18 protein-coding genes are annotated in these 21,386 nt (G+C 72.6%); 12 read left to right on the top strand and 6 right to left on the bottom strand.

The window, feature by feature from the left end; translation table 11 throughout:
• Positions 1 to 28: 28 nt before the first annotated feature.
• Together ET526_RS12375 and ET526_RS12370 are read right to left on the bottom strand one after the other, a co-directional pair.
• Positions 29 to 1,057, bottom strand: coding sequence for a zinc-binding dehydrogenase (locus ET526_RS12375; RefSeq protein ID WP_135468017.1), 1,029 nt, complete (start codon positions 1,055 to 1,057; stop codon positions 29 to 31).
• 41 nt (positions 1,058 to 1,098) lie between these two features.
• On the bottom strand, positions 1,099 to 1,623 hold the full coding sequence (locus tag ET526_RS12370) for a MarR family transcriptional regulator (protein ID WP_135468016.1): 525 nt from the start codon (positions 1,621 to 1,623) through the stop codon (positions 1,099 to 1,101).
• A gap of 100 nt (positions 1,624 to 1,723) precedes the next feature.
• Here ET526_RS12370 and ET526_RS12365 point away from each other — a divergent pair, with 100 nt between their 5' ends.
• From ET526_RS12365 to mtgA, 7 genes are all read left to right on the top strand, one after another.
• On the top strand, positions 1,724 to 2,491 hold the full coding sequence (locus tag ET526_RS12365; protein WP_135468015.1) for an SDR family NAD(P)-dependent oxidoreductase: 768 nt from the start codon (positions 1,724 to 1,726) through the stop codon (positions 2,489 to 2,491).
• A 12-nt stretch (positions 2,492 to 2,503) separates the two neighbouring features.
• Positions 2,504 to 3,286 carry a 2-ketocyclohexanecarboxyl-CoA hydrolase gene (gene badI, locus ET526_RS12360; RefSeq protein ID WP_135468014.1) on the top strand — a complete coding sequence of 261 codons (783 nt, stop codon included), beginning with the start codon at positions 2,504 to 2,506 and terminating at the stop codon, positions 3,284 to 3,286.
• An 8-nt stretch (positions 3,287 to 3,294) separates the two neighbouring features.
• The gene (aliB, locus tag ET526_RS12355; RefSeq protein WP_135468013.1) at positions 3,295 to 4,467 is read left to right on the top strand and encodes a cyclohexanecarboxyl-CoA dehydrogenase; all 1,173 of its coding nucleotides are present in this window, start codon (positions 3,295 to 3,297) and stop codon (positions 4,465 to 4,467) included.
• A gap of 31 nt (positions 4,468 to 4,498) precedes the next feature.
• The gene (aliA, locus tag ET526_RS12350; RefSeq protein WP_135468012.1) at positions 4,499 to 6,133 is read left to right on the top strand and encodes a cyclohexanecarboxylate-CoA ligase; all 1,635 of its coding nucleotides are present in this window, start codon (positions 4,499 to 4,501) and stop codon (positions 6,131 to 6,133) included.
• Positions 6,134 to 6,171: 38 nt separating this feature from the next.
• Positions 6,172 to 7,407: an ABC transporter substrate-binding protein gene (locus ET526_RS12345; protein ID WP_135468011.1), complete on the top strand. Its 1,236-nt coding sequence runs from the start codon at positions 6,172 to 6,174 to the stop codon at positions 7,405 to 7,407.
• A 34-nt stretch (positions 7,408 to 7,441) separates the two neighbouring features.
• The gene (locus ET526_RS12340) at positions 7,442 to 9,364 is read left to right on the top strand and encodes an AMP-binding protein (protein ID WP_135468010.1); all 1,923 of its coding nucleotides are present in this window, start codon (positions 7,442 to 7,444) and stop codon (positions 9,362 to 9,364) included.
• A 125-nt stretch (positions 9,365 to 9,489) separates the two neighbouring features.
• A complete protein-coding gene (gene mtgA, locus ET526_RS12335; RefSeq protein ID WP_135468009.1) occupies positions 9,490 to 10,149 on the top strand; it encodes a monofunctional biosynthetic peptidoglycan transglycosylase in 660 nt (219 codons plus the stop codon).
• Positions 10,150 to 10,221: 72 nt separating this feature from the next.
• Here the strand turns inward: mtgA and ET526_RS12330 are convergent, their stop codons facing one another.
• On the bottom strand, positions 10,222 to 11,124 hold the full coding sequence (locus ET526_RS12330) for an EDSAP-1 family PEP-CTERM protein (RefSeq protein WP_135468008.1): 903 nt from the start codon (positions 11,122 to 11,124) through the stop codon (positions 10,222 to 10,224).
• A gap of 720 nt (positions 11,125 to 11,844) precedes the next feature.
• Here ET526_RS12330 and ET526_RS12325 point away from each other — a divergent pair.
• Positions 11,845 to 12,513 (top strand): GNAT family N-acyltransferase, encoded by a 669-nt coding sequence (locus ET526_RS12325; protein ID WP_135468007.1) that lies wholly within the window; start codon positions 11,845 to 11,847, stop codon positions 12,511 to 12,513.
• Positions 12,514 to 12,538: 25 nt separating this feature from the next.
• Here ET526_RS12325 and ET526_RS12320 read toward each other — a convergent pair whose 3' ends face one another.
• Together ET526_RS12320 and ET526_RS12315 are read right to left on the bottom strand one after the other, a co-directional pair.
• Entirely contained in the window at positions 12,539 to 14,353 is a 1,815-nt protein-coding gene (locus ET526_RS12320) for an SLC13 family permease (RefSeq protein WP_135468006.1), read from the bottom strand.
• 214 nt (positions 14,354 to 14,567) lie between these two features.
• On the bottom strand, positions 14,568 to 14,921 hold the full coding sequence (locus ET526_RS12315) for an antibiotic biosynthesis monooxygenase family protein (protein WP_135468005.1): 354 nt from the start codon (positions 14,919 to 14,921) through the stop codon (positions 14,568 to 14,570).
• 117 nt (positions 14,922 to 15,038) lie between these two features.
• On the opposite strand from ET526_RS12315, the gene ET526_RS22405 reads away from it, so the two are divergent.
• The gene (locus ET526_RS22405; protein WP_135468004.1) at positions 15,039 to 15,743 is read left to right on the top strand and encodes an ArsR/SmtB family transcription factor; all 705 of its coding nucleotides are present in this window, start codon (positions 15,039 to 15,041) and stop codon (positions 15,741 to 15,743) included.
• 37 nt (positions 15,744 to 15,780) lie between these two features.
• Here the strand turns inward: ET526_RS22405 and acnA are convergent, their stop codons facing one another.
• A complete protein-coding gene (gene acnA, locus ET526_RS12305; RefSeq protein WP_135468003.1) occupies positions 15,781 to 18,489 on the bottom strand; it encodes an aconitate hydratase AcnA in 2,709 nt (902 codons plus the stop codon).
• 110 nt (positions 18,490 to 18,599) lie between these two features.
• Here acnA and ccmA point away from each other — a divergent pair, with 110 nt between their 5' ends.
• The 3 genes from ccmA to ccmB all read left to right on the top strand — a co-directional run bounded on the left by ccmA (position 18,600) and on the right by ccmB (position 21,165).
• Complete coding sequence (gene ccmA / locus ET526_RS12300; protein ID WP_135468002.1) at positions 18,600 to 19,223, top strand: heme ABC exporter ATP-binding protein CcmA; 624 nt, start codon at positions 18,600 to 18,602, stop codon at positions 19,221 to 19,223.
• A gap of 127 nt (positions 19,224 to 19,350) precedes the next feature.
• Positions 19,351 to 20,385: a Hint domain-containing protein gene (locus tag ET526_RS12295; protein WP_204623614.1), complete on the top strand. Its 1,035-nt coding sequence runs from the start codon at positions 19,351 to 19,353 to the stop codon at positions 20,383 to 20,385.
• Between the two features lie 120 nt (positions 20,386 to 20,505).
• A complete protein-coding gene (ccmB, locus tag ET526_RS12290) occupies positions 20,506 to 21,165 on the top strand; it encodes a heme exporter protein CcmB (protein ID WP_135468001.1) in 660 nt (219 codons plus the stop codon).
• Positions 21,166 to 21,386 lie beyond the last annotated feature (221 nt).

Below are 21,386 nucleotides of genomic sequence, written 5' to 3'. Positions count from 1 at the left end.
GGCGGGCGCGGCCCGCCCCGGCCGCCGGTCAGCCGATCCGCAGCACCAGCTTGCCGCGCTGCGCCCCGGCGGCGAGATGGGCCAGCGCCGCCGGCACCTCCTCCAGCGTGAAGACCCGCTCGATGGCGGGACGCAGGCGGCCGGCCGCCACCACGGCCAGGAGGCGGCGGAACTCCTCCAGGCTGCCCATGGTCGAGCCCTGGATCTGGATCTGGCGGATGAACAGGCGCTGCAGCTCCGCCGGCGGGTCGCCGCCGGTGGTGGCGCCGCAGGTGACGACGCGCCCGCCGCGCCGCACCGCGCGGAGCGACTGCCCCCAGGTGGCGGCCCCGACATTGTCCACCACGAGGTCCACCCCGGCGCCGCCGGTCTCCGCCAGCACGCGCTTCGGCACGTCCTCGGTGCGGTAGTCGATCGTCACCGCGGCGCCGAGGGCGGCGGCATGGGCCAGCTTCTCCGGCGAGGAGGAGGTGGCCAGCACCCGCGCCCCGGCGAGATGGGCGAGCTGCACGCAGGCGCTGGCGACGCCGCCGCCGGCGCCCACCACCAGCACCGTCTGCCCGGGGCCGAGCGGCCGGTCCCAGCCGAACAGCATCCGCCAAGCGGTCAGGTAGGCGACGGGCAGCGCCGCCGCCTCCTCGAAGCCGATCCCGGCCGGAATCGGCAGCCAGCAGGCGGCGGGCATGGCGATCAGCTCGGCGAAGGTGCCGTGGCGGTGCTCGCCCGCAATGCGCACCCGCGCGCAGAGGGGCTGCTCGCCGCGCTGGCATTCCGGGCAGCGGCCGCAGAAGGCGGCGGGGTAGAGCAGCACGCGGTCGCCGGGGGAGAGGCCGCTCCCATCCGGCGCCGAGACCACCTCTCCGGCGCCGTCCACGCCGAGCACCAGCGGCAGGCGGTGGGTGATGCCCTGGCCGCCGCCGCGCATGTAGAGGTCCACATGGTTCAGCGCCGCGGCGCGCAGCCGCACCAGCGCCTCGCCCGGCGCGGGTTCGGGATCGGGGAAGTCGCGGACGCTTGGCGCGTCCTCGCCGTAGTGGTCCAGCACCGCCGCACGCATCGCCTGTCCTCCCTTGCCTCCGCGAAGCCGCCGCGGCGGCCTCACTCGCCCTCCGGCCCGGCCATGCGGCCGAGGCTGTCCCGCAACCTGTCGAGCAGGCGGAACAGCAGCACGCACTCCTCGGTGGAGAAGTCCGCCAGCGCCTCCTCATAGTAGCCGCGGATGCTGACCAGCATCTCGGACCAGATCCGGGCGCCCTCCGGCGTCAGCCGGACGTGGCGGAGGCGGCCATCGGCCCCCGCAGCGCGGATCCGCTCGACCAGGCCCGCCCCCTCCAGCCGGTCCAGCACCGCGGTGAGGTTCTGGCGGCTGACCATCAGGAAGGCGATCAGCGCCTTCACCGTCATGCCCTTCTCGCGCACCGCCGGCCGCGAGAGGGCGCCGAGCACGGCCCATTGCTGGGTGGTCGCACCGAAGCGGGCGACCGCCCGGGTGCCGGTTTTGTGCATGAGATTCGAGGCCTGATAGAGCCGCAGGAACAGGCGGTTGGCGATGTCGAACCGGAGGAGGTGGTCCTCGCGGCCCGTCGCGACTTCTTGAGCATGTAGCCTTGCCGAGTGATCCATCAATGTCTTGCCATATCTGCGCAGATGCATCATACCATTGCTATATTCGGTCGGCCAGCGAGCCGGTCGGTCAGAAGGGCGCCGTGCCGCAGGAGGGCTCATGCGCGGTCTCAGGAACAAGGTCGTCATCGTCACCGGCGGCGGCGGCGGCATCGGCGGGGCGACCTGCCGACGCTTCGCCGAGGAGGGCGCGAGGGTCGCGGTCCTCGACATCAACGCGGCGGCGGCAGAGCGCACCGTGGCCTCCATCGCGGGCGCCGGTGGCACGGCGCGGGCCTTCGCCTGCGACATCACCGACCATGCCGCCGTCCGGCGGACCGTCGCCGCCGTCGAGGAGGCGCTCGGGCCCGTGGACGTGCTGGTGAACAACGCCGGCTGGGACGTGTTCCGCCTGTTCAAGGACAGCATGCCAGAGGAATGGCAGAAGCTGATCGCCATCAATCTGGTCGGCGCGCTGAACCTGACCCATGCGGTGCTGCCCGGCATGGTCGCGCGCAGGGCGGGGCGCATCGTCAACATCGCCTCCGACGCCGCGCGCGTCGGCTCCTCCGGCGAGGCGGTCTATGCCGCCTGCAAGGCGGGGCTGGTCGGCTTCTCCAAGACGCTGGCGCGCGAACATGCGCGCGACGGCATCACCGTCAACGTCGTCTGCCCCGGCGCCACCAACACCGCCCTCTTCGCCGAGTACAAGAAGGGCGCCGGCAATCCCGAGAAGCTGCAGGAGGCGTTCCGCCGCGCCGTCCCCATGGGCCGCATCGGCGAGCCCGAGGACCTGCCCGGCGCCATCCTGTTCTTCGCCTCCGACGACGCCGCCTTCGTCACCGGGCAGGTGCTCAGCGTGTCCGGCGGCCTGACCATGGTGGGATGAGGAGATCGGGCCATGCAGTACGAGGACATCCTGTTCGATGCCAGGGATGGCGTCGCCACCATCGCCATCAACCGCCCGAAGGTGATGAACGCCTTCCGCGGCCGCACCTGCGAGGAGCTGATCCACGCCTTCAACCGCGCCGGCTGGGACAAGGCGATCGGCGTGATCGTGCTGACCGGCACCGGCGACCGGGCCTTCTGCACCGGCGGCGACCAGTCGGCGCATGACGGCAATTACGACGGGCGCGGCATCATCGGCCTGCCGGTGGAGGAGCTGCAGTCCATCATCCGCGAGGTGCCGAAGCCTGTGATCGCGCGGGTGCAGGGCTACGCGATCGGCGGCGGCAACGTGCTGGCGACGCTCTGCGACCTCACCATCGCCTCCGAGAAGGCGCAGTTCGGCCAGGTCGGCCCCAAGGTCGGCTCGGTGGATCCCGGCTTCGGCACCGCCTACCTCGCGCGCATCGTCGGCGAGAAGAAGGCGCGCGAGATCTGGTATCTCTGCCGCCGCTACACCGCCGCCGAGGCGCTGGCCATGGGCCTGGTCAACGCCGTGGTGCCGCATGACCAGCTCGACGCCGAGGTGGCGCGCTGGTGCGCCGAGATCCTGGAGAAGAGCCCGACCGCCATCGCCATCGCCAAGCGCAGCTTCAACGCCGACACGGACAGCATCCGCGGCATCAGCGGCATGGGGATGCAGGCGCTGACCATGTACTACGCCAGCGAGGAGAGCCAGGAGGGCGTGCGCGCCTTCAACGAGAAGCGGAAGCCCGACTTCCGCAAGTACCAGAAGTAGGTGCCGCCATGACGGCCGGGCTGACCGAGGACCAGCGCGCCTTCCAGGACACGGCGCGGCGCTTCGCCCGCGAGCGGATCGCGCCCGGCTACATGGCGCGCGAGCGCGAGGGCCGGGTGGACCGCGCGCTGGTGCGGGAGATGGGCGCGCTCGGCCTGATCGGCGCCGACCTGCCCGAGCGCCATGGCGGCCTCGGCGCGCCGAGCGTCACCGCGGGGCTGGCGATCGAGGCGGTGGCCCATGGCGACATCAACCTCGCCTACGTGCCGCTGCTCGCCTCGCTCAACGGGCAGATCATCGCCCGGCACGGCGCGCCCGAGCTGGCCGGGCGCTGGATCCCGCGCATCGTCTCGGGAGAGGCGCTGGTCTGCATCGCGCTCACCGAGCCGCGCGGCGGGTCGGACGCGGCGAGCCTGGCGCTGTCCGCCCGCCGCGACGGCGCCTCCTACGTGCTGAACGGCGAGAAATCCTCGATCAGCATGGCCGACCAGGCCGATGCGGCGGTGGTCTTCGCCCGCACCGGCCCGGCCGGGAGCGGGGCGCGCGGCGTCTCCGCCTTCCTGGTGCCGATGGACGCGCCCGGCATCACCACCACGCGGTTCAAGGATCTCGGCAGCCATGCGATCGGCCGCGGCTCGATCTTCTTCGACGCGGTGCGCATCCCGACGGAGAACCGCCTGGCCGAGGAGGGGGCGGGCTTCGCGCAGGTGATGCAGGGCTTCGACTACAGCCGGGCGCTGATCGGGCTGCAGTGCTGCGCCGCCGCGCAGGCCTCGCTGGACGAGACCTGGGCCTATGTGCAGGAGCGCCAGGCCTTCGGCGCGCCGATCGCGCAGTATCAGGGCGTCACCTTCCCGCTGGCGGAGGGAGAGGGGCTGATCGCCGCGGTGCGGCAGCTCTGCTACCACACGCTGCGCCTGCGCGACGAGGGCGCGCCGCACACCGCCGAGGCCGCCATGTGCAAGTGGCTGGGACCGAAGACGGCGGTGGATGTCATCCACCAGTGCCTGCTGACGCACGGCCATTACGGCTGGTCGCTCGACCTGCCGCACCAGCAGCGGCTGCGGGACGTGATGGGCCTCGAGATCGGCGACGGCACGGCGCAGATCATGAAGCTGATCGTGGCGCGCGAGCGCGCGGGCAGGGCCGCGGTGCAGTATGCGGGGCGGGACCGGGCGTAAGAGGCCAACGGAGACGGGGAGGAGCAAGGACATGGCGTTCGAGCCAAACCGCCTGCCGGCGCGGCGGGAGGCGATGCGGGCGGCGGGCCACTGGCGGGACGAGACCCTGCTCGACCATCTGGCGCGCGCCGTCGCGCGGACGCCCGAGAAGGCGGCGATCGTCGCTCGCCGTTCCGAGACCGGCGAGGAGACGCGGCTCAGCTACCGCGCGCTCGACCGGCTCTCGGATCTGGTGGCGCTGTCGCTGCGCGAATGCGGCGTCGCGCGCGGCGAGGTGGTGTCCTTCCAGCTTCCCAACTGGTGGGAGTTCTCCGTCCTCCACCTCGCCTGCCTGAAGATCGGCGCCGTCAGCAACCCGCTGATGGTCATCTTCCGCGAACGCGAGCTCGGCTTCATGCTGGACCTTGCCGAGACCAGGGTGCTGGTGGTGCCGGCGCGCTTCCGCGGCTTCGACTACCCGGCGATGGTGGCGGGCCTGCGCGGCCGCCTGCCGGCGCTGCGCCACGTCTTCGTCGCCGGCGGCGAGGGGGAGACGGCGTTCGGGGCGCTGCTCGCCCCGCGGGCCGGCGAGCAGGGGCGGGCCTCGCTCCGGGGCCAGGGCGCCGGGCCGGACGACGTGATCCAGCTCCTCTACACCAGCGGGACGACCGGCGAGCCGAAGGGGGTGATGCACACTTCCAACACCCTGCTTTCGAACCTCGCCCCCTTCGCCGGGCGCCTCGGCCTCGGCGAGGAGGACGTGATCCACATGCCCTCGCCGCTCGCCCACCAGCTCGGCTTCATGTACGGCCTCATGCTGCCGGTGATGCTCGGCGCCACCGCGGTGCTCCAGGACATCTTCGCGCCGGAGGAGATGGCGCGCCAGATCCGCGCGGAAGGCGCCACCTTCACCATGGGCGCCACGCCCTTCCTCAACGACCTGACCGAGCATGTCGCGCGCACCGGCCAGGGCACGCCGAGCCTGCGCGTCTTCGTCTCAGCCGGCGCGCCCATCCCGCGCGCGCTGGTGGCGAAGGCGCGCCAGACGCTTGGCGCCGCCATCGTCTCCGCCTGGGGCATGTCGGAGAACGGGGCGGTCACCACGACGCGGCCGGACGACCCGGAGGAGAAGGCCATCGCGACCGATGGCTGCCCCCTGCCGGGGATGGAGCTGCGCGTGGTGGACGCCGAGGGCCGCCCCGTCGCTGCCGGCGAGGAGGGGCGGCTGCAGGTGCGCGGCTGCTCCAATTTCGTGGGCTACCTGAAGCGGCCGGACCTCGACACCACCGATGCGGAGGGCTGGTTCGACACCGGCGACCTCGCGCGCATGGACGAGGACGGCTACATCCGCATCGCCGGCCGGACCAAGGACATCATCATCCGCGGCGGCGAGAACATCCCCGTCGTCGAGATCGAGAACCTGCTGTTCCGCCACCCCGCGGTCGCGGAGGTCGCGATCGTCGGCTACCCCGACGAGCGGCTCGGCGAGCGGGCCTGCGCCTTCGTGCGGCTGCGGGAGGGCGCCTCCTTCTCCTTCGCCGACATGATCGCGCATCTCGAGGCGCAGCGCATGGCCCGGCAGTACATGCCGGAGCGGCTGGAGATCGTGACGGAGCTGCCGCGGACGCCGAGCGGCAAGATCCAGAAATTCCGCCTCCGCGCGATGGTGCGCGGCGCCGGCCCCTGAACCGCATCCACGTCCCGCAACGAGAGGGAGGAACCGCCATGACATTCACCCGACGCTGCTTCTTCCAGGCCGGCGCGGCGCTGGCCGCAGCGACCGCCGCCGGGGTGGGCCGCGCCCGCGCCCAGGGCGCGAACACGATCAGGCTCGGCGTGCTGTCCGACCTGAGCGGGGTCTTCCGCGACATCGCCGGGCCGGGATCGGTCGCCGCCACGCGCCAGGCGGTGCAGGATTTCGGCGAGCGTGGCTTCCGCGTGGAGGTCCTCGCCGCCGACCATCAGAACAAGCCCGACGTCGCCTCCAGCATCGTCCGGCAGTGGATCGACCGCGAGGGGGTGGACGCGATCGTGGACGTTCCGACCAGCTCCGTCGCCCTGGCGGTGGCCGGGGTGGTGCGGGAGAAGAACAAGGTGCTCCTCGCCTCCACGCCCGGCACGGCGGAGCTCACGGGCGGGCAGTGCAGCCCCAACACGGTGCACTGGACCTACGACACCTGGATGCTCGCCAATTCGACCGGCGCGGCCATGGTCGCGGCAGGCGGCGACACCTGGTTCTTCATCACCGCCGACTACGCCTTCGGCCATTCGATGGAGGCCGAGGCGACGCGCTTCATCCAGTCCGCCGGAGGGCGCGTGCTGGGCTCGGTGCGCTTCCCCTTCCCCGGCACCACCGACTTCTCCGCCTTCCTGCTGCGCGCGCAGGCCAGCCGGGCGAAGGTGATCGGCGTCGGCGCCGGGGGCGGCGACCTCATCAACGTCACCAAGCAGGCCGCCGAGTTCGGCCTGACGCGGCGCGGCCAGAGGCTCGCCGCCCTGGTGATGTTCATCTCCGAGGTGCACGGGCTCGGCCTCGAGGCGGCGCAGGGCCTGGTCCTGACCGAGACCTTCTACTGGGATCTCAACGACCGCACGCGCGCCTTCACCGCCCGCGTGAAGGGCAATTTCGGCCTGGAGGCGCCGACCATGGCGCAGGCCGGCTGCTACGGCGCGGTGCTTCACTACCTCAAGGCGGTCGGGGATCTCGGCGTCGCCGCCGCCAAGGCCTCGGGAAGCGAAACGGTCAGCCGCATGAAGGCCATGCCCTGCGACGACGACGCCTTCGGCGCCGGCACCATCCGCCCCGACGGCCGGAAGCTGCACCCGGCCTATCTCTTCGAGGTCAAGTCGCCGCAGGAGTCCCGCGGCCCGTGGGACTACTACAGGCTGCTGCGCACCACGCCCGGCGAGCAGGCCTTCCGGCCCATGGCCGAGGGCGGCTGCGCGCTCGGCCGCGCCTGACCGCCATGCCGGGCACCGGAAGGGAGGCAGTCGCATGAGCGAGACCGGTACGCCGCCGCTGGAGCGCTTCCTGCGCCTCCACGGCATCCCGGACTACGACAGCCTGGTGGCGCGCGCCGCCCGGGAGCCCGAGTGGTTCTGGGCGGCGGTGATGGAGTTCCACGGCCTCCGCTTCTTCAGGCCCTATGAGCGGCTGCTCGACCTCTCGAAGGGGCCGGAATGGGCCGAGTGGTGCGTCGGCGGCACCACCAACCTCGCCTGGAACTGCCTCGACCGCACCATCGCCAACGGCCATGCGGAGAAGCCGGCCATTCTCTGGGAAGGGGAGGATGGCAGCCGGCGGTCGCTGACCTATGCGGACCTCGCCGCGACGGTCTCGCGGGCGGCGGGCGGGCTGACATCGCTCGGCATCCGCCGGGGCGAGGTGGTCGGCCTGTTCATGCCCTCCGTCCCCGAGGCCATCGCCGCCTTCCTGGCCATCGTCAGCATCGGCGCGATCGCGCTGCCGATGTTCTCCGGCTTCGGGCCGCAGGCCGTCGCCGAGCGCTTGGCGGATGCCGGGGCGGTCGCGGTCGTCACCGCCGACCACACCTGGCGCCGCGGCCGGAAGGTGGAGATGGCGGCGGTGATCGCCGCCGCCGCCGCCGAGGTGCCGACGCTGCGCCATGTGGTGCTCGTCCCGCGCGACCCCGGCGCGGCGGTGGAGGCGGGCCGGATCGGCTGGCACGATCTCCTCGCCCGCGGGCAGCCGGCCCCCCCGGCCGAGCTTCCGGCCGAGACGCCGGCGATGCTCGTCTACACCTCGGGCACCAGCGGCAGGCCCAAGGGGACGGTGCATACCCATTGCGGCTTCATGACCAAGGCGGCGCTCGACTTCGGGCTGATCCTCGACCTGCGGCCCACCGACCGCCTGCTGTGGATGAGCGACCTCGGCTGGCTGACCGGCCCGATCCTGGCCGTGGCGACGCCCCTCGTCGGCGCCACCCTGCTGCTCGCCGAGGGCACGCCGGATTATCCGGAGCCCGGCCGCCTCTGGCGGCTGGTGCAGGACCACCGGATCAGCTTCCTCGGCGTGGCCCCGACCATGGTGCGCGCCTTCATGCAGCAGCCCCCGGAGGTGGTGGAGGGCTACGACCTGTCCTCGCTGCGCGTCACCGCCTCGACCGGAGAGCCCTGGACGCCGGAGGCCTGGACCTGGTTCCGCAGCAAGGTCTGCGGCGGTCGCGCGCCGATCCTGAACTATTCCGGCGGCACGGAGATCGGCGGCGGCATCCTCGCCGGCAACGTCCTGCGGCCGGAGGTGAAGCCCTGCGGCTTCGCCGGCCCGATCCCGGGGATGGGCGCGGCGGTCGTGGACGACGACGGCAACCCCCTGCCGCGCGGCAGGGTCGGGGAGCTTGCCCTGACCATGCCCTCGATCGGGCTGACCCGCGGCCTGTGGCGCGACCCCGCGCGCTACATCGAGAGCTACTGGTCGCGGATTCCCGGCCTCTGGGTGCAGGGCGACTTCGCCTCGGTGGACGAGGACGGCGACTGGTTCATCCACGGCCGTTCGGACGACACCATCAAGATCGCCGGCAAGCGCACCGGCCCGGCCGAGATCGAGGCCCTGCTGCTCGCCACCGGCAAGGTGGCCGAGGCCGCGGCGATCGGCGTGCCGGACCCGGTCAAGGGCTCGGCCGTGGTGTGCGTCTGCGTGCCGGCGCGCGGCGTCGCCGCGACGGAGGAGGTCGCGGAGGCGCTGAAGCAGGCCGTCGCCGCCGGGCTCGGCACCTCCTTCCGCCCCAAGGCCGTGGTCTTCGTGGAGGACCTGCCGAAGACGCGCAGCATGAAGATCATGCGCCGCGTGGTGCGGTCGGTGTGGACCGGCGGCGAGGTCGGCGACCTCTCGGGCCTGGTCAACCCCGAATCGGTCGGTCGCTTGGCCGAGCGGGTGGCGGGCGCCGCCGCCTCCTGAACCGTCTCCGCCCGGCTTGACGCCGCCGGCGCGGGCGGGGACGAGTGCAGGATGCGCCCCGCCCCCGCCCGCGCCGCCTCCGAAGCCTTCCCGGCGCGCCTTCCCGCGTGCTGACGGGACGGGCGATGCGGCTGCTGCGCCTCGGGCTGCTGGTGCTGCTGCTCGGCCCGCCGCTGCTGATCCTGCTGTTCCGCTTCGTGCCCCCGCCGGTGACGCCGCTGATGCTGATCCGCCTCGCCGAAGGGCACGGGTTGGAGCGGCAATGGGTGCCCTACGAGGCGATCGCGCCCGCCCTTGCCCATGCGGTGATCGCGGCCGAGGACAACCTGTTCTGCGAGCAGGCGCTGGGCTTCGACATCGCGGCGCTGCGCGGCCAGATCGAGGCGTGGCGGGAGGGGGAGCGGCCGCGCGGGGCCAGCACCATCACCATGCAGACGGCGAAGAACCTGCTGCTGTGGCCGGGGCGCGACCCGGTGCGGAAACTGGCCGAGGCCTGGCTGACGCCGCAGATCGCGCTGCTCTGGCCGAAGCGGCGGGTGCTGGAGGTGTATCTCAACATCGTGGAGTTCGGCCCGGGGATCTACGGCGCCGAGGCGGCGGCGCGGGCCTTCTTCGGCAAGCCGGCCGCGGCGCTCTCGGCACGGGAGGCGGCGCTGCTGGCCTCGGTGCTGCCGCGGCCGCTGCACTGGTCGGCCGCCGCGCCGGGGCCGCAGCTTCGCCGGCGCGCCGCGATCATCGAGCGGCGCGTCGGGCAGATCCGCCCGCTGCTGGGCTGCGCGGGATGAGGGGGGTGGCGGAGGAGAAGGCAGGAAAGGCCCGCCGGGCCCGGAGGACCCGGCGGGCGGCGCGCAGGGCGCTCAGGCGGCCTTGCGGCGGCGCACGGCGGCGAGGCCGAGCAGCCCGGCACCGAGCAGCGCCAGCGTGGCCGGCTCGGGCACACCAACAGTGATGCTCTGCGTCGCCTGCGAGGTAAGCGAGACGGTGTAGCTCTGCCCCGAAACGAGAGCTGGGGTGAGGATGCTGATCGAATGCGTCTCGTTGATCGAGGCGGTGGGCGGCACGCCGGCACCCGAGCCGACCTGCCGGTTGATCTCGGCCGGAGCGGCCTCGAAGATCAGCACGCCAGCGGCATTGCGGAGCTGCAGCGTGTTGGCAATGGTGGCCGTGGCGCTCTCACCGAAAGCGACGGCCGTGGAGGCAATGAGCTGGATCAGGTCATTGAACTGGACCAGCAGCCCCTGGCCCGTGCCGACCACCGACCAGGTGATGGTAGCGGTGTTGTTCGCCGTCGAGGTGCCAGAAGTGCCGCTGACGACGCCATAGCCCTCCACTACATTGTTCACCGCCACGCCGGTCTGCGCGGTGCCGGCGCCAATGTTGGCATCCGCCCGTGTGCCGATGAAAGTGCCGGGCGCCCCCGCGGGATTGAAGGTGTTCTCCCCAGGTGCAGGCCCTGGCCCGGAAAAGGCCTGAGGCATTTCAAGCGCAGCACCGACGACACCGCTGTTGAAGGATCCCCCCGGAGCGAAACCGGTGAAGAAGGCGGAGCCGCTGATCGACGTATTCGCCTGAGCGAGATTGGTCCCGCCAGGCGCGAGGATCGACGATCCGTCCGCGTAGGTGACCGTCAGATTGGTGATCTGGTTCGAGGCGTAGGCGTAGGGCGCGGCCTCGGCGGCGATGGGCGCCGCGGCCACGGCCAGCGCCGCCGCGCCGGCGAAGAGGGTTCTCCTCAGCCACCCTCCGGTGGAGCTCTGCATGTCTGTCCTCCTGCTCCTCTGTGCCTGCGGGAACGGGACCCGCCACGGAGCACCATGCAGGGACCGTGCCAGATTCCCAAGCCATTGATTCGGAAGGCGATTCTTGTTGCGGAATCGGGATCACGGTTTGGTTGTCAAGAACTCCGACAGCGCCGCGCCGCGGTAGCCCGGAGGGTCGGCGCAACCCCCGGTCGCGGCGCCCGCGGCGCACCGCCCGTGCCCTGGCCCCGCTGCCTTCTGGCGGCCCAGACTGTCGGAAAACTTTACAGTCTGCCCTGCTACGCCTTCTGGGCGACGCGGCGAGGCGGATTATTCTTTTATCGTTTCAATGCCTTCTGCAATCATCCCCACACCGGCCGAGCTGCCCCGATCCGCCATGAAAGCCAGGATCAAGCAGGACAGCAGAGGCTTCATCACAATCCCGTACAAATTCATGGTTCATGAATTAACCCTGCCTTTCCGCACCCTCTTGGACAATCCCGGCGGGTCTGAAGCTTTCGTTGCTTAACAACATCATTCATCAATTCGGACCAACCAAGCCTTCCAGTAGTGTCATGCTTTGCCACAAAGTCGCCACATAAAGAACCAGTAAGCCGGACATAGTCCGAACAGTGTCAGCGCATTCGTTGAATAGCCTCTCGCGAGCGGATTTTCTCTTTCTCATCGCACCCGGTTCCTGATAACCATCTCGTGTTCAACGGGGCGGGGGAATGGGACCCAATGAATATTCAAGCCGTCGAGGCGGTCTTCGCGATCGCCCGCCACCTTTCGGTCGAACTCGCGGAAACGGAGGAAGCGGTGCGGGAGGCGCAGCGGCTGCGCCATCAGGTGTTCTGCCTCGAACGGGGCATCCTGCCCGGCCAGCCCGGCCAGGATCTGGAGCAGGACGAGTTCGACCCCTGCTCGCGCCACGTGCTGCTCCGCCACCGCCGTAGCGGAGAACTGGTCGGGACCGCGCGGCTGGTCCTCGGGGCCAGCGGCGGGCTGCCGATGCTGCGCTACTGCGATGCCGACATCCTGCGCGACCTGCCCATGCATACTGTCGGGGAGATCTCGCGCTTCGCCCTTTCCAAGCGCTGCCGGCCCATGGGCGGGGCGTGGGAGCCGCTGGTCCGCCTCGGCCTGATGCAGGGCATCCTGCGCGCCAGCCTCGAGCTCGGCCTCACCCACTGGTGCGCGCTGATGGAGCCGACCCTGCTGCGCCTGCTGCGCGCCACCGGCGTGCGCTTCGTGCCGGTGGGGCCGATGGTCCAGGCCTACGGGCTGCGCCAGCCCGCGGTGGCGCCGATCGACCTCGTGCTCGCCGACGGGCGGCGCCGGCGACCGGATTTCTACGGCTTCGTGGTCGGGGGCTGCGCCGAGGAGCGCCGCGGCCTGCCCGCCGCCTGACGGCGGCGGGGTGCCGGGGCCGCCCTCACAGCGGCCAGACCAGCAGGATCACCGGCACCGCCACCACAAGCACGATCAGCTCGAGCGGCAGGCCAAGCCGCCAGTAGTCGCCGAAGCGGAACCCGCCGGGCCCCAGGATCAGCGTGTTGTTCTGGTGCCCGATCGGGGTCAGGAAGGCGCAGGAGGCGCCGACCGCGACCGCCATCAGGAACGGGTCAGGGTTGGCGCCGAGCCCGGCCGCGGTGCCGACGGCGATCGGGCACATCACCGCCGCGGTCGCGGCGTTGTTGACGAAATCCGAGATCGTCATCGTCACCAGCAGGATCAGCCCGAGCGCCAGCACCGCCTCGCCCCCCGCCACCCCCTCCAGCAGGGTGCGGGCGGCAAGGTCGGCGGTGCCCGTGCTCTCCATCGCGCCTGCGACCGGGATCAGCGCCCCGAGCAGCACCACCACCGTCCAGTCCACCGCGCCATAGACCGAGCGCGGCGGCACCAGCCGCGTCGCCATCGCCGCCAGCACGCCGGCGGCGAAGGCCACCGCCGCCGGCACCAGGCCGAAGGCCGCGGCGGCGATGGCGCCCAGCATGATCGCCGAGGCAAGCGCGATCTGCCGCCGGTCCGGCAGGCGCAGCTCCCGCGGCGCCAGCGGCACGCAGCCCGACTCGGCGGCGAATTCCGCGAGGCTCTCGGCCGGCCCCTGCATCAGCAGCACGTCGCCTTCCCGCAGCACCATGCTGCGCAGCCGCGCCGTCTCCACCCGCCCCCGCCGCGAGACGCCGAGCAGGTTCACGCCCAGGCGCGAGCGCAGGCGGAGATCGGAGGCGGAGCGGCCGGCCAGCGGCGAGCCGGGCAGCACCGCATATTCCAGCAGCACCACCTCCTCCGCGCCCTCGGGCGCCTCCGCCCCCTCCCGACGGGTCTGCCGCTCCGCCTGCCCCTCGGGGTCGGGCCGCACCGCCTCCTCCAGCGCGAGGCCGAGGGCGGACAGGCTGGAGGCGAGCCCCTCCGGCTCCGCCTCCAGCATCAGGATGTCCCCCGCCCGCACCTTCTGCCACGGCCGCGCCAGGCGCAGCCGCCGCTCGTCGCGGATGATGCCGACCACCTGGGCGCCGGCCTCCTCCATCGCCGCCTCCACCTCCCGGAGGCGCATGCCGACCGCCTTGGCCCCCTCGGGCACCCGCGCCTCGGTCAGGTAGGCGCCGACGTCGAATCCCTCCGCGTCGGCGCGCGCGCGCGCCGGCACCAGCCGCCAGCCGAGCAGGGCGATGAAGGCGATGCCCGCCCCCGCCACCGCCAGCCCGACCGGGGTGAAGTCGAACATGGCGAAGCCCTCGCCCTTCGCCTCGGCACGGAAGCCGGCGACGATCAGGTTGGGCGGCGTGCCGATCAGCGTCGTCATCCCGCCGAGGATGGAGCCGAAGGCAAGCGGCATCAGCAGCCGCCCCGCCGGCACCTCCTGCTTCGCCGCGAGCTGGATCGCCACCGGCATCAGCAGCGCCAGCGCGCCGACATTGTTCATGAAGGCCGAGAGCACCGCGGCGAGCAGGGTGAGCGCCGCGATCGTCAGCCCCGGCCCGGCGCGCTGCGGCAGCACGCGCTGCGCCAGCGCGTCCACCGCCCCCGAGGTCTGCAGCGCCCGGCTCAGCACCAGCACCGCGGCGACGGTGATCACCGCCGGGTGGCCGAAGCCGCTGAACGCCTCCGCGGCCGGCACCAGCCCCGCCAGCACGCAGGCGAGCAGCGCGCCGAGCGCCACCATGTCGTGGCGCCAGCGCCCCCAGAGGAACATCAGCATCGTCGCGACCAGGATGCCGCTGATCGCGATCTGCTCGGCGCTCATCCCCCTGCCCCTGCTGCCCCTGACCCGCGGCGGATGGCCCGCCCCGGCCCTTGTCGCAGCGATCGGGGGCGCCGGCCAGCCCTGCGCGATACGCCTTGGCGGATCGCGCCTCCTTCATGCGGCGGCCGGTCCACCGCTCCGGAAACTGCTCTGGCGCGTTGATGGTGCGAGCCTCTTCACCCGTTCGGGCGGGTCCACCTGAACGGGATCCGCTTCAGGGCACGGCGTGCGCCGCGTTGCTGTCCGCCGGGACCTGCTCCCGCCGCTCGGCGGGGCCGTAGTCGCGCAGCACGGCGGCCACGCGCAGCCGGTAGCCGGCGAACACGCCGTCCCGACCCGCGCGCTGCGCGGCGCGGTGCGCCGCGTGGTTGCGCCAGCGGCGTACCGCCTCCTCATCCTCCCAGAAGGAGAGGGAGAGCAGCTTCGCCGGGTTGGCCAGGCTGCGGAAGCGCTCGACCGAAAGGAAGCCCGGCATCGTCTCCAGCTCGGCGCGCAGCCGCGCCGCGTGGTCCAGATAGGCGTCGAGCTGGCCCTCGGCCGGCTCGACCTCGAAGATCACGGCGATCATGCATCCCTCCCCGGGCAGCCTGCCATGGCATGGCCGGCGCCGCTCCGCGCAGCGGCGAAGCATGCCCCGCCCCTCCGTGGCAAGCTGGGCGGCCGGATCCGCCGGGAGCGCGCCGCCATGCCCACCCCTGCCGCCTTCGCCGCCACCGCCGCCCTGCTCGGCGAACCCGCTCGCGCCGCCATGCTGCAGGCGCTGCTGGGAGGCGAGGCGCTGACGGCGGGGGAACTCGCGCGCATCGCCGGCATCGGCGCCTCGGCGGCGAGCGCGCATCTGGCGCGGCTGGCGGAGGGCGGGCTGGTTGCGGTGCACCGCCAGGGAAGGCACCGCTATCACCGCCTGGCCTCGGAGGAGGTCGCGGCGGCGCTGGAGATGCTGGGCGGCCTGACCCTTTCGGTGGCGCCGCGGCGCCCCTGGCCGCATGGCGAGGCGTTCCGCGCCGCGCGGCTCTGCTACGACCACCTGGCGGGGCGGCTCGGTGTGGCGCTGCACGCCGCGCTCGCGGGGCGCGCCTGGCTCCGCCCGGCCGAAGGCGGGTGGGAGACGAGCGCGGAGGGAGAGGCGGGACTCGCCGCGCTCGGCGTGGACCTCGCCGCGGCACGGCGGGCCAGGCGCCTCGCCTGCGACTGCATGGACTGGTCGGAGCGGCGGCCGCACCTCGCCGGCGGGCTGGGGCGGGAGATCGCTGCCTGCTGCCTGCGCCGCGGCTGGGTCTACCGGATGGCGACGCGGGGAGAGGACCCGCTGGCCCGCCGCCGCCTGGCGCTGAGCCCGGAGGGCGCGCGCCGGCTGGAGGCGGCGCTCGACCTCCGGCTGGAGGGGTAGGGGCGCGGCCCGCCGCCCCCCTCCGCATCCGCTGGCGTCAGTGCGCGCGGGCCATGCCGCGCAGCACGTAGTGCAGGATGCCGCCATTCTTGTAGTACTCGACCTCGTCGGCGGTATCCACGCGGCAGAGCACCTTGGTGCGGTCCACCGCGCCATCCGGACGGTGGATCACCAGCTCGAGCTGCATGCGCGGCCGCAGCTCCTCGAGGCCGAGGATGTCGATCACCTCCTCGCCGGTGATGCGCAGGCTCTTGCGGTCCTGCCCGTCGAGGAAGGTCAGCGGCAGCACGCCCATGCCCACGAGGTTGGAGCGGTGGATGCGCTCGAAGCTCTCGGCGATCACCGCCTTCACGCCGAGCAGGAAGGTGCCCTTCGCCGCCCAGTCGCGCGAGGAGCCGGTGCCGTACTCCTTGCCGCCGAACACCACCAGGGGCACGCCCTCGCGCTTGTAGCGCATGGCGATGTCGTAGATCGGCGCCACCTCGCCCGAGGGATGGTGCTTCGAGATGCCACCCTCGGTGCCCGGCAGCATCTCGTTGCGGATGCGGATGTTGGCGAAGGTGCCCCGCATCATCACCTCGTGGTTGCCGCGGCGGGCGCCGTAGCTGTTGAAGTCGGCCTGCCGCACCTGGTGCTGCAGCAGGTACTCGCCCGCCGGGGAGTTCCGCCGGATCGAGCCGGCGGGGGAGATGTGGTCGGTGGTGATGGAGTCGCCCAGCACCGCCAGCACCCGCGCGCCGCGCACCGACTGCACCGGCTTCACCTCGAGCGTCATGCCCTCGAAGTAGGGCGGGTTCTGCACGTAGGTGGAGCCGGAGTTCCAGCGGTAGGTCTCGCTGTCCGCCTCGACGCGGATCGCCTGCCACTGCGGCGGGCCCTTGAACACGTCGGCGTAGCGGGACTGGAACATCTCCCGCGTCACCGCGGCGTGGATGGTGTCCGACACCTCCTTCTGCGTCGGCCAGATGTCCTTCAGATAGACCGGCTGGCCGTCCTTCCCCTGGCCGATCGGCTCCCTCGTCAGGTCCTTCGTGATGGTGCCGGCGAGGGCGTAGGCCACGACCAGCGGCGGGGAGGCCAAGTAGTTGGCGCGCACGTTCGGGTGCACGCGGCCCTCGAAGTTGCGGTTGCCGGAGAGCACGCTGACCGCGACCAGCTTGTTGTTCTCGATCGCGTCCACGATCGGCTCGGCGAGCGGCCCGCTGTTGCCGATGCAGGTGGTGCAGCCGTAGCCCACGGTGTTGAAGCCGATGGCGTCCAGGTCCTGCTGCAGGCCCGACTTGGCGTAGTACTCGCTGACCACCTGGCTGCCCGGGGCGAGGGAAGTCTTCACCCAGGGCTTGGGCGCGAGGCCCTTCTGCCGCGCCTTGCGCGCCACCAGCCCGGCGGCGAGCATCACCGAGGGGTTGGAAGTGTTGGTGCAGGAGGTGATGGCGGCGATCACCACGTCGCCGTGGCCGAGGTCGTAATTGGCGCCGGCCACCGGCACCCGCTTCCCCGCCTCGTCGCCCGGCACGCCCATGGCGCCCGCGGCGAGGTCCTTGGCGAAGGAGGCGGCGGCGTTCGAGAGCGCCACCCGGTCCTGCGGGCGCTTCGGCCCGGCGAGGGAGGGCTCGACCGTGGAGAGGTCGAGTTCCAGCGTGTCGGTGAAGACCGGGTCGGGCGCCCCGCTGTCGCGCCACATGCCCTGCGCCCGGTAGTATTCCCGCACCAGGTTGATGCGGTGCTCCTCCCGCCCGGTGAGGCGGAGGTAGTCGAGCGTCACCTCGTCCACCGGGAAGAAGCCGCAGGTGGCGCCGTATTCGGGCGCCATGTTGCCGATGGTGGCGCGGTCGGCCAGCGGCAGGTCGTCGAGGCCGGCACCGAAGAATTCGACGAACTTGCCGACCACGCCCTTCCTGCGCAGCATCTGGGTGACGGTCAGCACCAGGTCGGTCGCCGTCACGCCCTCGCGCAGCCTGCCGGTGAGCTTGAAGCCGATCACGTCCGGGATCAGCATCGCGATGGGCTGGCCGAGCATCGCCGCCTCGGCCTCGATGCCGCCCACACCCCAGCCCAGCACGCCGAGGCCGTTGACCATGGTGGTGTGGCTGTCGGTGCCGTAGCAGGAATCCGGGTAGACATAGGTCTCCCCGGCCTCGGCCGAGGTCCAGGCGACCTGCGCGAGATACTCCAGGTTCACCTGGTGGCAGATGCCGGTGCCGGGCGGCACGACGCGGAAATTGGCGAAGGCGGACTGGCCCCAGCGCAGGAACTCGTAGCGCTCCCCGTTGCGCTCGAACTCGATGTCCACGTTCCTCTTCAGCGCGTCCGGCGTGCCGAAGACGTCCACCATGACGGAGTGGTCGATGACCAGGTCCACCGGCACCAGCGGGTTCACCTTCCGCGGGTCGCCGCCGAGGCGGATGATGCCGTCGCGCATCGCCGCGAGGTCCACCACCGCGGGCACGCCTGTGAAGTCCTGCATCAGGATGCGGGCGGGGCGGAAGGGTACCTCCTTCTCGGAGCGGCCCTGCACCACCCATTCGGCGATCGCCTTCGCGTCCTCCACCGTGTAGCTGCGCCCGTCCTCGTAGCGCAGCACGTTCTCGAGCAGCACCTTCAGGCTGAAGGGCAGGCGGGAGAGGTCGGCGCCGGCGGGGGCGATGTGCTTGGCCGCCTCGGGCAGGCTGAAGTAGTGATAGGTCTTGCCGTCCACCGTCAGGGTGCGGCGGGTCTTCAGGCTGTCCTGCCCGATCATCCGCATGGTCCGGGAACCCTCTGTCCGTGGGGCGCCGGAAGGCGCCGGGGCCGGGTTTTAAGCACGCCGCACCGGACGGGTCCACGGGGCGGGCCGGGGCGGAGCGGGAGCGGTGCATGCTGGAGGCGCAGGATCTCGCCTGCCTCAGGGGCGAGAGGGCGGTGTTCGGGGGCCTTTCCTTCTCGCTCGGGCCGGGGGGGGCGCTGCTGCTGACCGGCGCCAACGGCGCGGGCAAGTCGAGCCTGCTGCGCATCCTGGCCGGGCTGCTGGCCCCGGCCGAGGGGCGGCTGCTCTGGCAGGGGCGGGACGCGCTGGCAGACCGCACGGCGCATGCGGCGCGGCTGCGCTATCTCGGCCATGGCGACGCGCTGAAGCCGTCGCTGACGGCGCGCGAGAACCTCCTCTTCTACGCCCGCCTGTGGGGCGGGGGGGAGGAGGGGGTGGCGTCGGCGCTCGAGGCGCTCGGCCTCGCGCCGCTCGCGGCGCTGCCGGTGCGCGTGCTCTCCGCGGGGCAGCGGCGACGGCTGGCGCTGGCGCGGCTCGCGCTCGGCCTGCCCGCGGGGGACGGGCCGCCCCGGGCCCCGCTCTGGCTGCTCGACGAGCCGACCACCGGCCTCGATGCCGCCTCGGTGGAGCGGTTCGGCGCCCTGCTGGCGCGGCACCGCGCGGCGGGCGGGCTGGTGGTGGCCGCCACCCACCTGCCGTTGCCTCTGCCCGGCGCCGTGACGCTGGGGCTGTGACCGGCCGAAATGAAACCAGAAAACGATTGTATTGGGATCGAATCAACTATAAGGCGATAGCCCTGCGGCGGTGCATCGGCTGAGGCACTCCGGCCGCATCCCCTGGGCATGCGATGGAGACCATCAGGTGAGCGATACCTCCTCGGGCGGCAGCAGCGCCCCGGCCGGACTCATCATCGAGGGCACCGACGGGCACGACACGCTGCTCGGCAGCAGCGGCGACGACATCCTCGACGGCGGCGGGGGCAACGACCTGCTGATCGGCGGCGCCGGCAACGACCTGCTGATCGGCGGCCCCGGGCGCGACACCATCTGGGGTGGCCCCGGCAACGACCTGTTGCTGGGCGGCCCGGGCGACGACCTGCTGATCGGCGGCCCCGGCGATGACACCATCATCGGCGGCGGGGGTATCGACACCGTGGTCTTCTCCGGCCTCCGCGCCGACTACCAGATCACCACCGGCACCGATTCCCGCGGCTTCTACTACCAGGTGAGGGATCTCAACCTCGCCGACGGCAATGAGGGCACGAACCGCATCTACAGCGCCGAGCAGTTGCAGTTCGCCGACCGCATCGTGCCCATCTGCTTCCTGCCCGGCACCGGCATCCTGACGCCGAAGGGCGAGGTGCCGGTCGAGACGCTGCGGCCCGGCGACCTGGTACTGACCGCGGAGGGGGAGGCGCTGCCGGTACGCTGGGTCGGACGCCAGACGGTTTCCACCCGCTTCGCCGACCCGCTGCGGGTCAACCCCATCCGCATTCGCGCCGGCGCTCTGGCCGAGAACGTGCCGCACCGCGACCTGCTGGTCTCGCCCGGCCATGCGCTGTGCATCAGCGGCGTTCTGGTGCAGGCGGGGGCGCTGGTGAACGGCGTCTCCGTCTTGCGCGAGGCGCCACCGGCCGAGGTGTTCACCTACCTGCACGTGGAACTGGCCGAGCACCGCCTGCTGCTCGCCAACGGCGCCCCGGCCGAGAGCTTCGTGGACAACGCCGATCGCGGGCATTTCGACAATTGGGCCGAGCACGAGGCGGGCACGGGCGCCTGCGTCGTGGAGATGGACCTGCCGCGCGCCAGGTCGCACCGCCAGGTGCCGCAGGCGGTGCGCGCCGCCCTCGCCGCGCGGGCGGCGGCGCTGTCCGGGGAGGAGGCGGCCGCGGCCTGAGGGCGGGACACGCCGTGCCCGCAGGGGAGGTGCGCTCCCGGCCGCCCGCGATCTGCCCTACAAGCGCCGGGTGTCCCTTCCCCCCGTCCTTCGGGTGCCGCCCGGCCCCGCCCTTCCGTCATGACCGGCTGGCGCGCCCTGCTCGGGCGGGAGCTGCGGCTCGCGCTCCGCCATCCGGCGGACACGCTGGCGGCGGTGCTGTTCTTCGTCCTCGTCGCCGCGCTCTTTCCCTTCGGCATCGGTCCGGCGCCGGAGGCGCTGGCACGCCTCGCCCCGGGCGCGCTGCTGGCTGCCGCCCTGCTCGCCGCCCTGCTGCCGCTCGACCGCCTGTTCGGCGCCGATGCCGAGGACGGCTCGCTCGACCAGCTTCTGCTCTCCGGCCTGCCGCCTGCCGCCGTGGCGGCGGCGAAGGCGGTGGCGCACTGGCTGACCACCGGCCTGCCGCTGCTCCTCGCCACCCCGGTCGCCGCGGCGCTGCTCAACCTGCCGGCCGAAGCCTGGCCGGCAGCGATGGCCGCGCTCGGCCTCGCGGCGGGGTTCCTCTCGCTTCTCGGCACGGCCGGGGCGGCGCTGACGCTCGGGGCACGGCGCGGCGGGGTGCTGCTGCCGCTGCTCGTGCTGCCGCTGGCGATCCCCGCCGTCATCTTCGGCGCGGCCGGGATCGAGGCGGCGGCGGCGGGGCTTTCCGCCCGGCCCTACCTGCTGCTGCTGGCGGCGCTGCTGGCGGCGGCGATGCCGCTCGCCCCGCTCGCGGCCGGCGCGGCGCTGCGGGTGGAGTAGGCCCAGCCAGCCCTCAGGCCATGCCGACGGCGCAGGCGCCCGGTGCGACCCGCAGCCAGCCAAGCCAAGGGCGGGAGCCCGACCACGCGCCGCAGGGCGCGCGCACGGCTCCCCATCCCCGGGCCTGGGTCCAGGTGATCGCCTCCACGGGGCAGTCGGGGGCGGGCTCGTGGAGGGCGAAGCCGTCCAAGTGGCGGCGGCCGCCGCCCGGTCGATCAGGG

This window comes from Crenalkalicoccus roseus (assembly GCF_004761865.1).
In the GTDB taxonomy this organism is placed as follows: domain Bacteria; phylum Pseudomonadota; class Alphaproteobacteria; order Acetobacterales; family Acetobacteraceae; genus Crenalkalicoccus; species Crenalkalicoccus roseus.
This window is presented reverse-complemented; position numbering and strand designations above follow the sequence as displayed.

Excerpts from the sequence above, each read along its gene's own strand:
- ccmB (WP_135468001.1), top strand. The coding sequence starts at position 20,506 with ATGACCGGCTGGCGCGCCCTGCTCGGGCGGGAGCTGCGGCTCGCGCTC.
- ET526_RS22405 (WP_135468004.1), top strand. The coding sequence starts at position 15,039 with ATGCCCACCCCTGCCGCCTTCGCCGCCACCGCCGCCCTGCTCGGCGAA.
- ET526_RS12315 (WP_135468005.1), bottom strand. The coding sequence starts at position 14,921 with ATGATCGCCGTGATCTTCGAGGTCGAGCCGGCCGAGGGCCAGCTCGAC.
- ET526_RS12370 (WP_135468016.1), bottom strand. The coding sequence starts at position 1,623 with ATGGATCACTCGGCAAGGCTACATGCTCAAGAAGTCGCGACGGGCCGC.
- ccmA (WP_135468002.1), top strand. The coding sequence starts at position 18,600 with ATGCTGGAGGCGCAGGATCTCGCCTGCCTCAGGGGCGAGAGGGCGGTG.
- ET526_RS12320 (WP_135468006.1), bottom strand. The coding sequence starts at position 14,353 with ATGAGCGCCGAGCAGATCGCGATCAGCGGCATCCTGGTCGCGACGATG.
- aliA (WP_135468012.1), top strand. The coding sequence starts at position 4,499 with ATGGCGTTCGAGCCAAACCGCCTGCCGGCGCGGCGGGAGGCGATGCGG.
- mtgA (WP_135468009.1), top strand. The coding sequence starts at position 9,490 with ATGCGGCTGCTGCGCCTCGGGCTGCTGGTGCTGCTGCTCGGCCCGCCG.
- ET526_RS12345 (WP_135468011.1), top strand. The coding sequence starts at position 6,172 with ATGACATTCACCCGACGCTGCTTCTTCCAGGCCGGCGCGGCGCTGGCC.
- ET526_RS12325 (WP_135468007.1), top strand. The coding sequence starts at position 11,845 with ATGAATATTCAAGCCGTCGAGGCGGTCTTCGCGATCGCCCGCCACCTT.
- ET526_RS12365 (WP_135468015.1), top strand. The coding sequence starts at position 1,724 with ATGCGCGGTCTCAGGAACAAGGTCGTCATCGTCACCGGCGGCGGCGGC.
- ET526_RS12330 (WP_135468008.1), bottom strand. The coding sequence starts at position 11,124 with ATGCAGAGCTCCACCGGAGGGTGGCTGAGGAGAACCCTCTTCGCCGGC.
- ET526_RS12375 (WP_135468017.1), bottom strand. The coding sequence starts at position 1,057 with ATGCGTGCGGCGGTGCTGGACCACTACGGCGAGGACGCGCCAAGCGTC.
- acnA (WP_135468003.1), bottom strand. The coding sequence starts at position 18,489 with ATGCGGATGATCGGGCAGGACAGCCTGAAGACCCGCCGCACCCTGACG.
- badI (WP_135468014.1), top strand. The coding sequence starts at position 2,504 with ATGCAGTACGAGGACATCCTGTTCGATGCCAGGGATGGCGTCGCCACC.
- ET526_RS12340 (WP_135468010.1), top strand. The coding sequence starts at position 7,442 with ATGAGCGAGACCGGTACGCCGCCGCTGGAGCGCTTCCTGCGCCTCCAC.
- aliB (WP_135468013.1), top strand. The coding sequence starts at position 3,295 with ATGACGGCCGGGCTGACCGAGGACCAGCGCGCCTTCCAGGACACGGCG.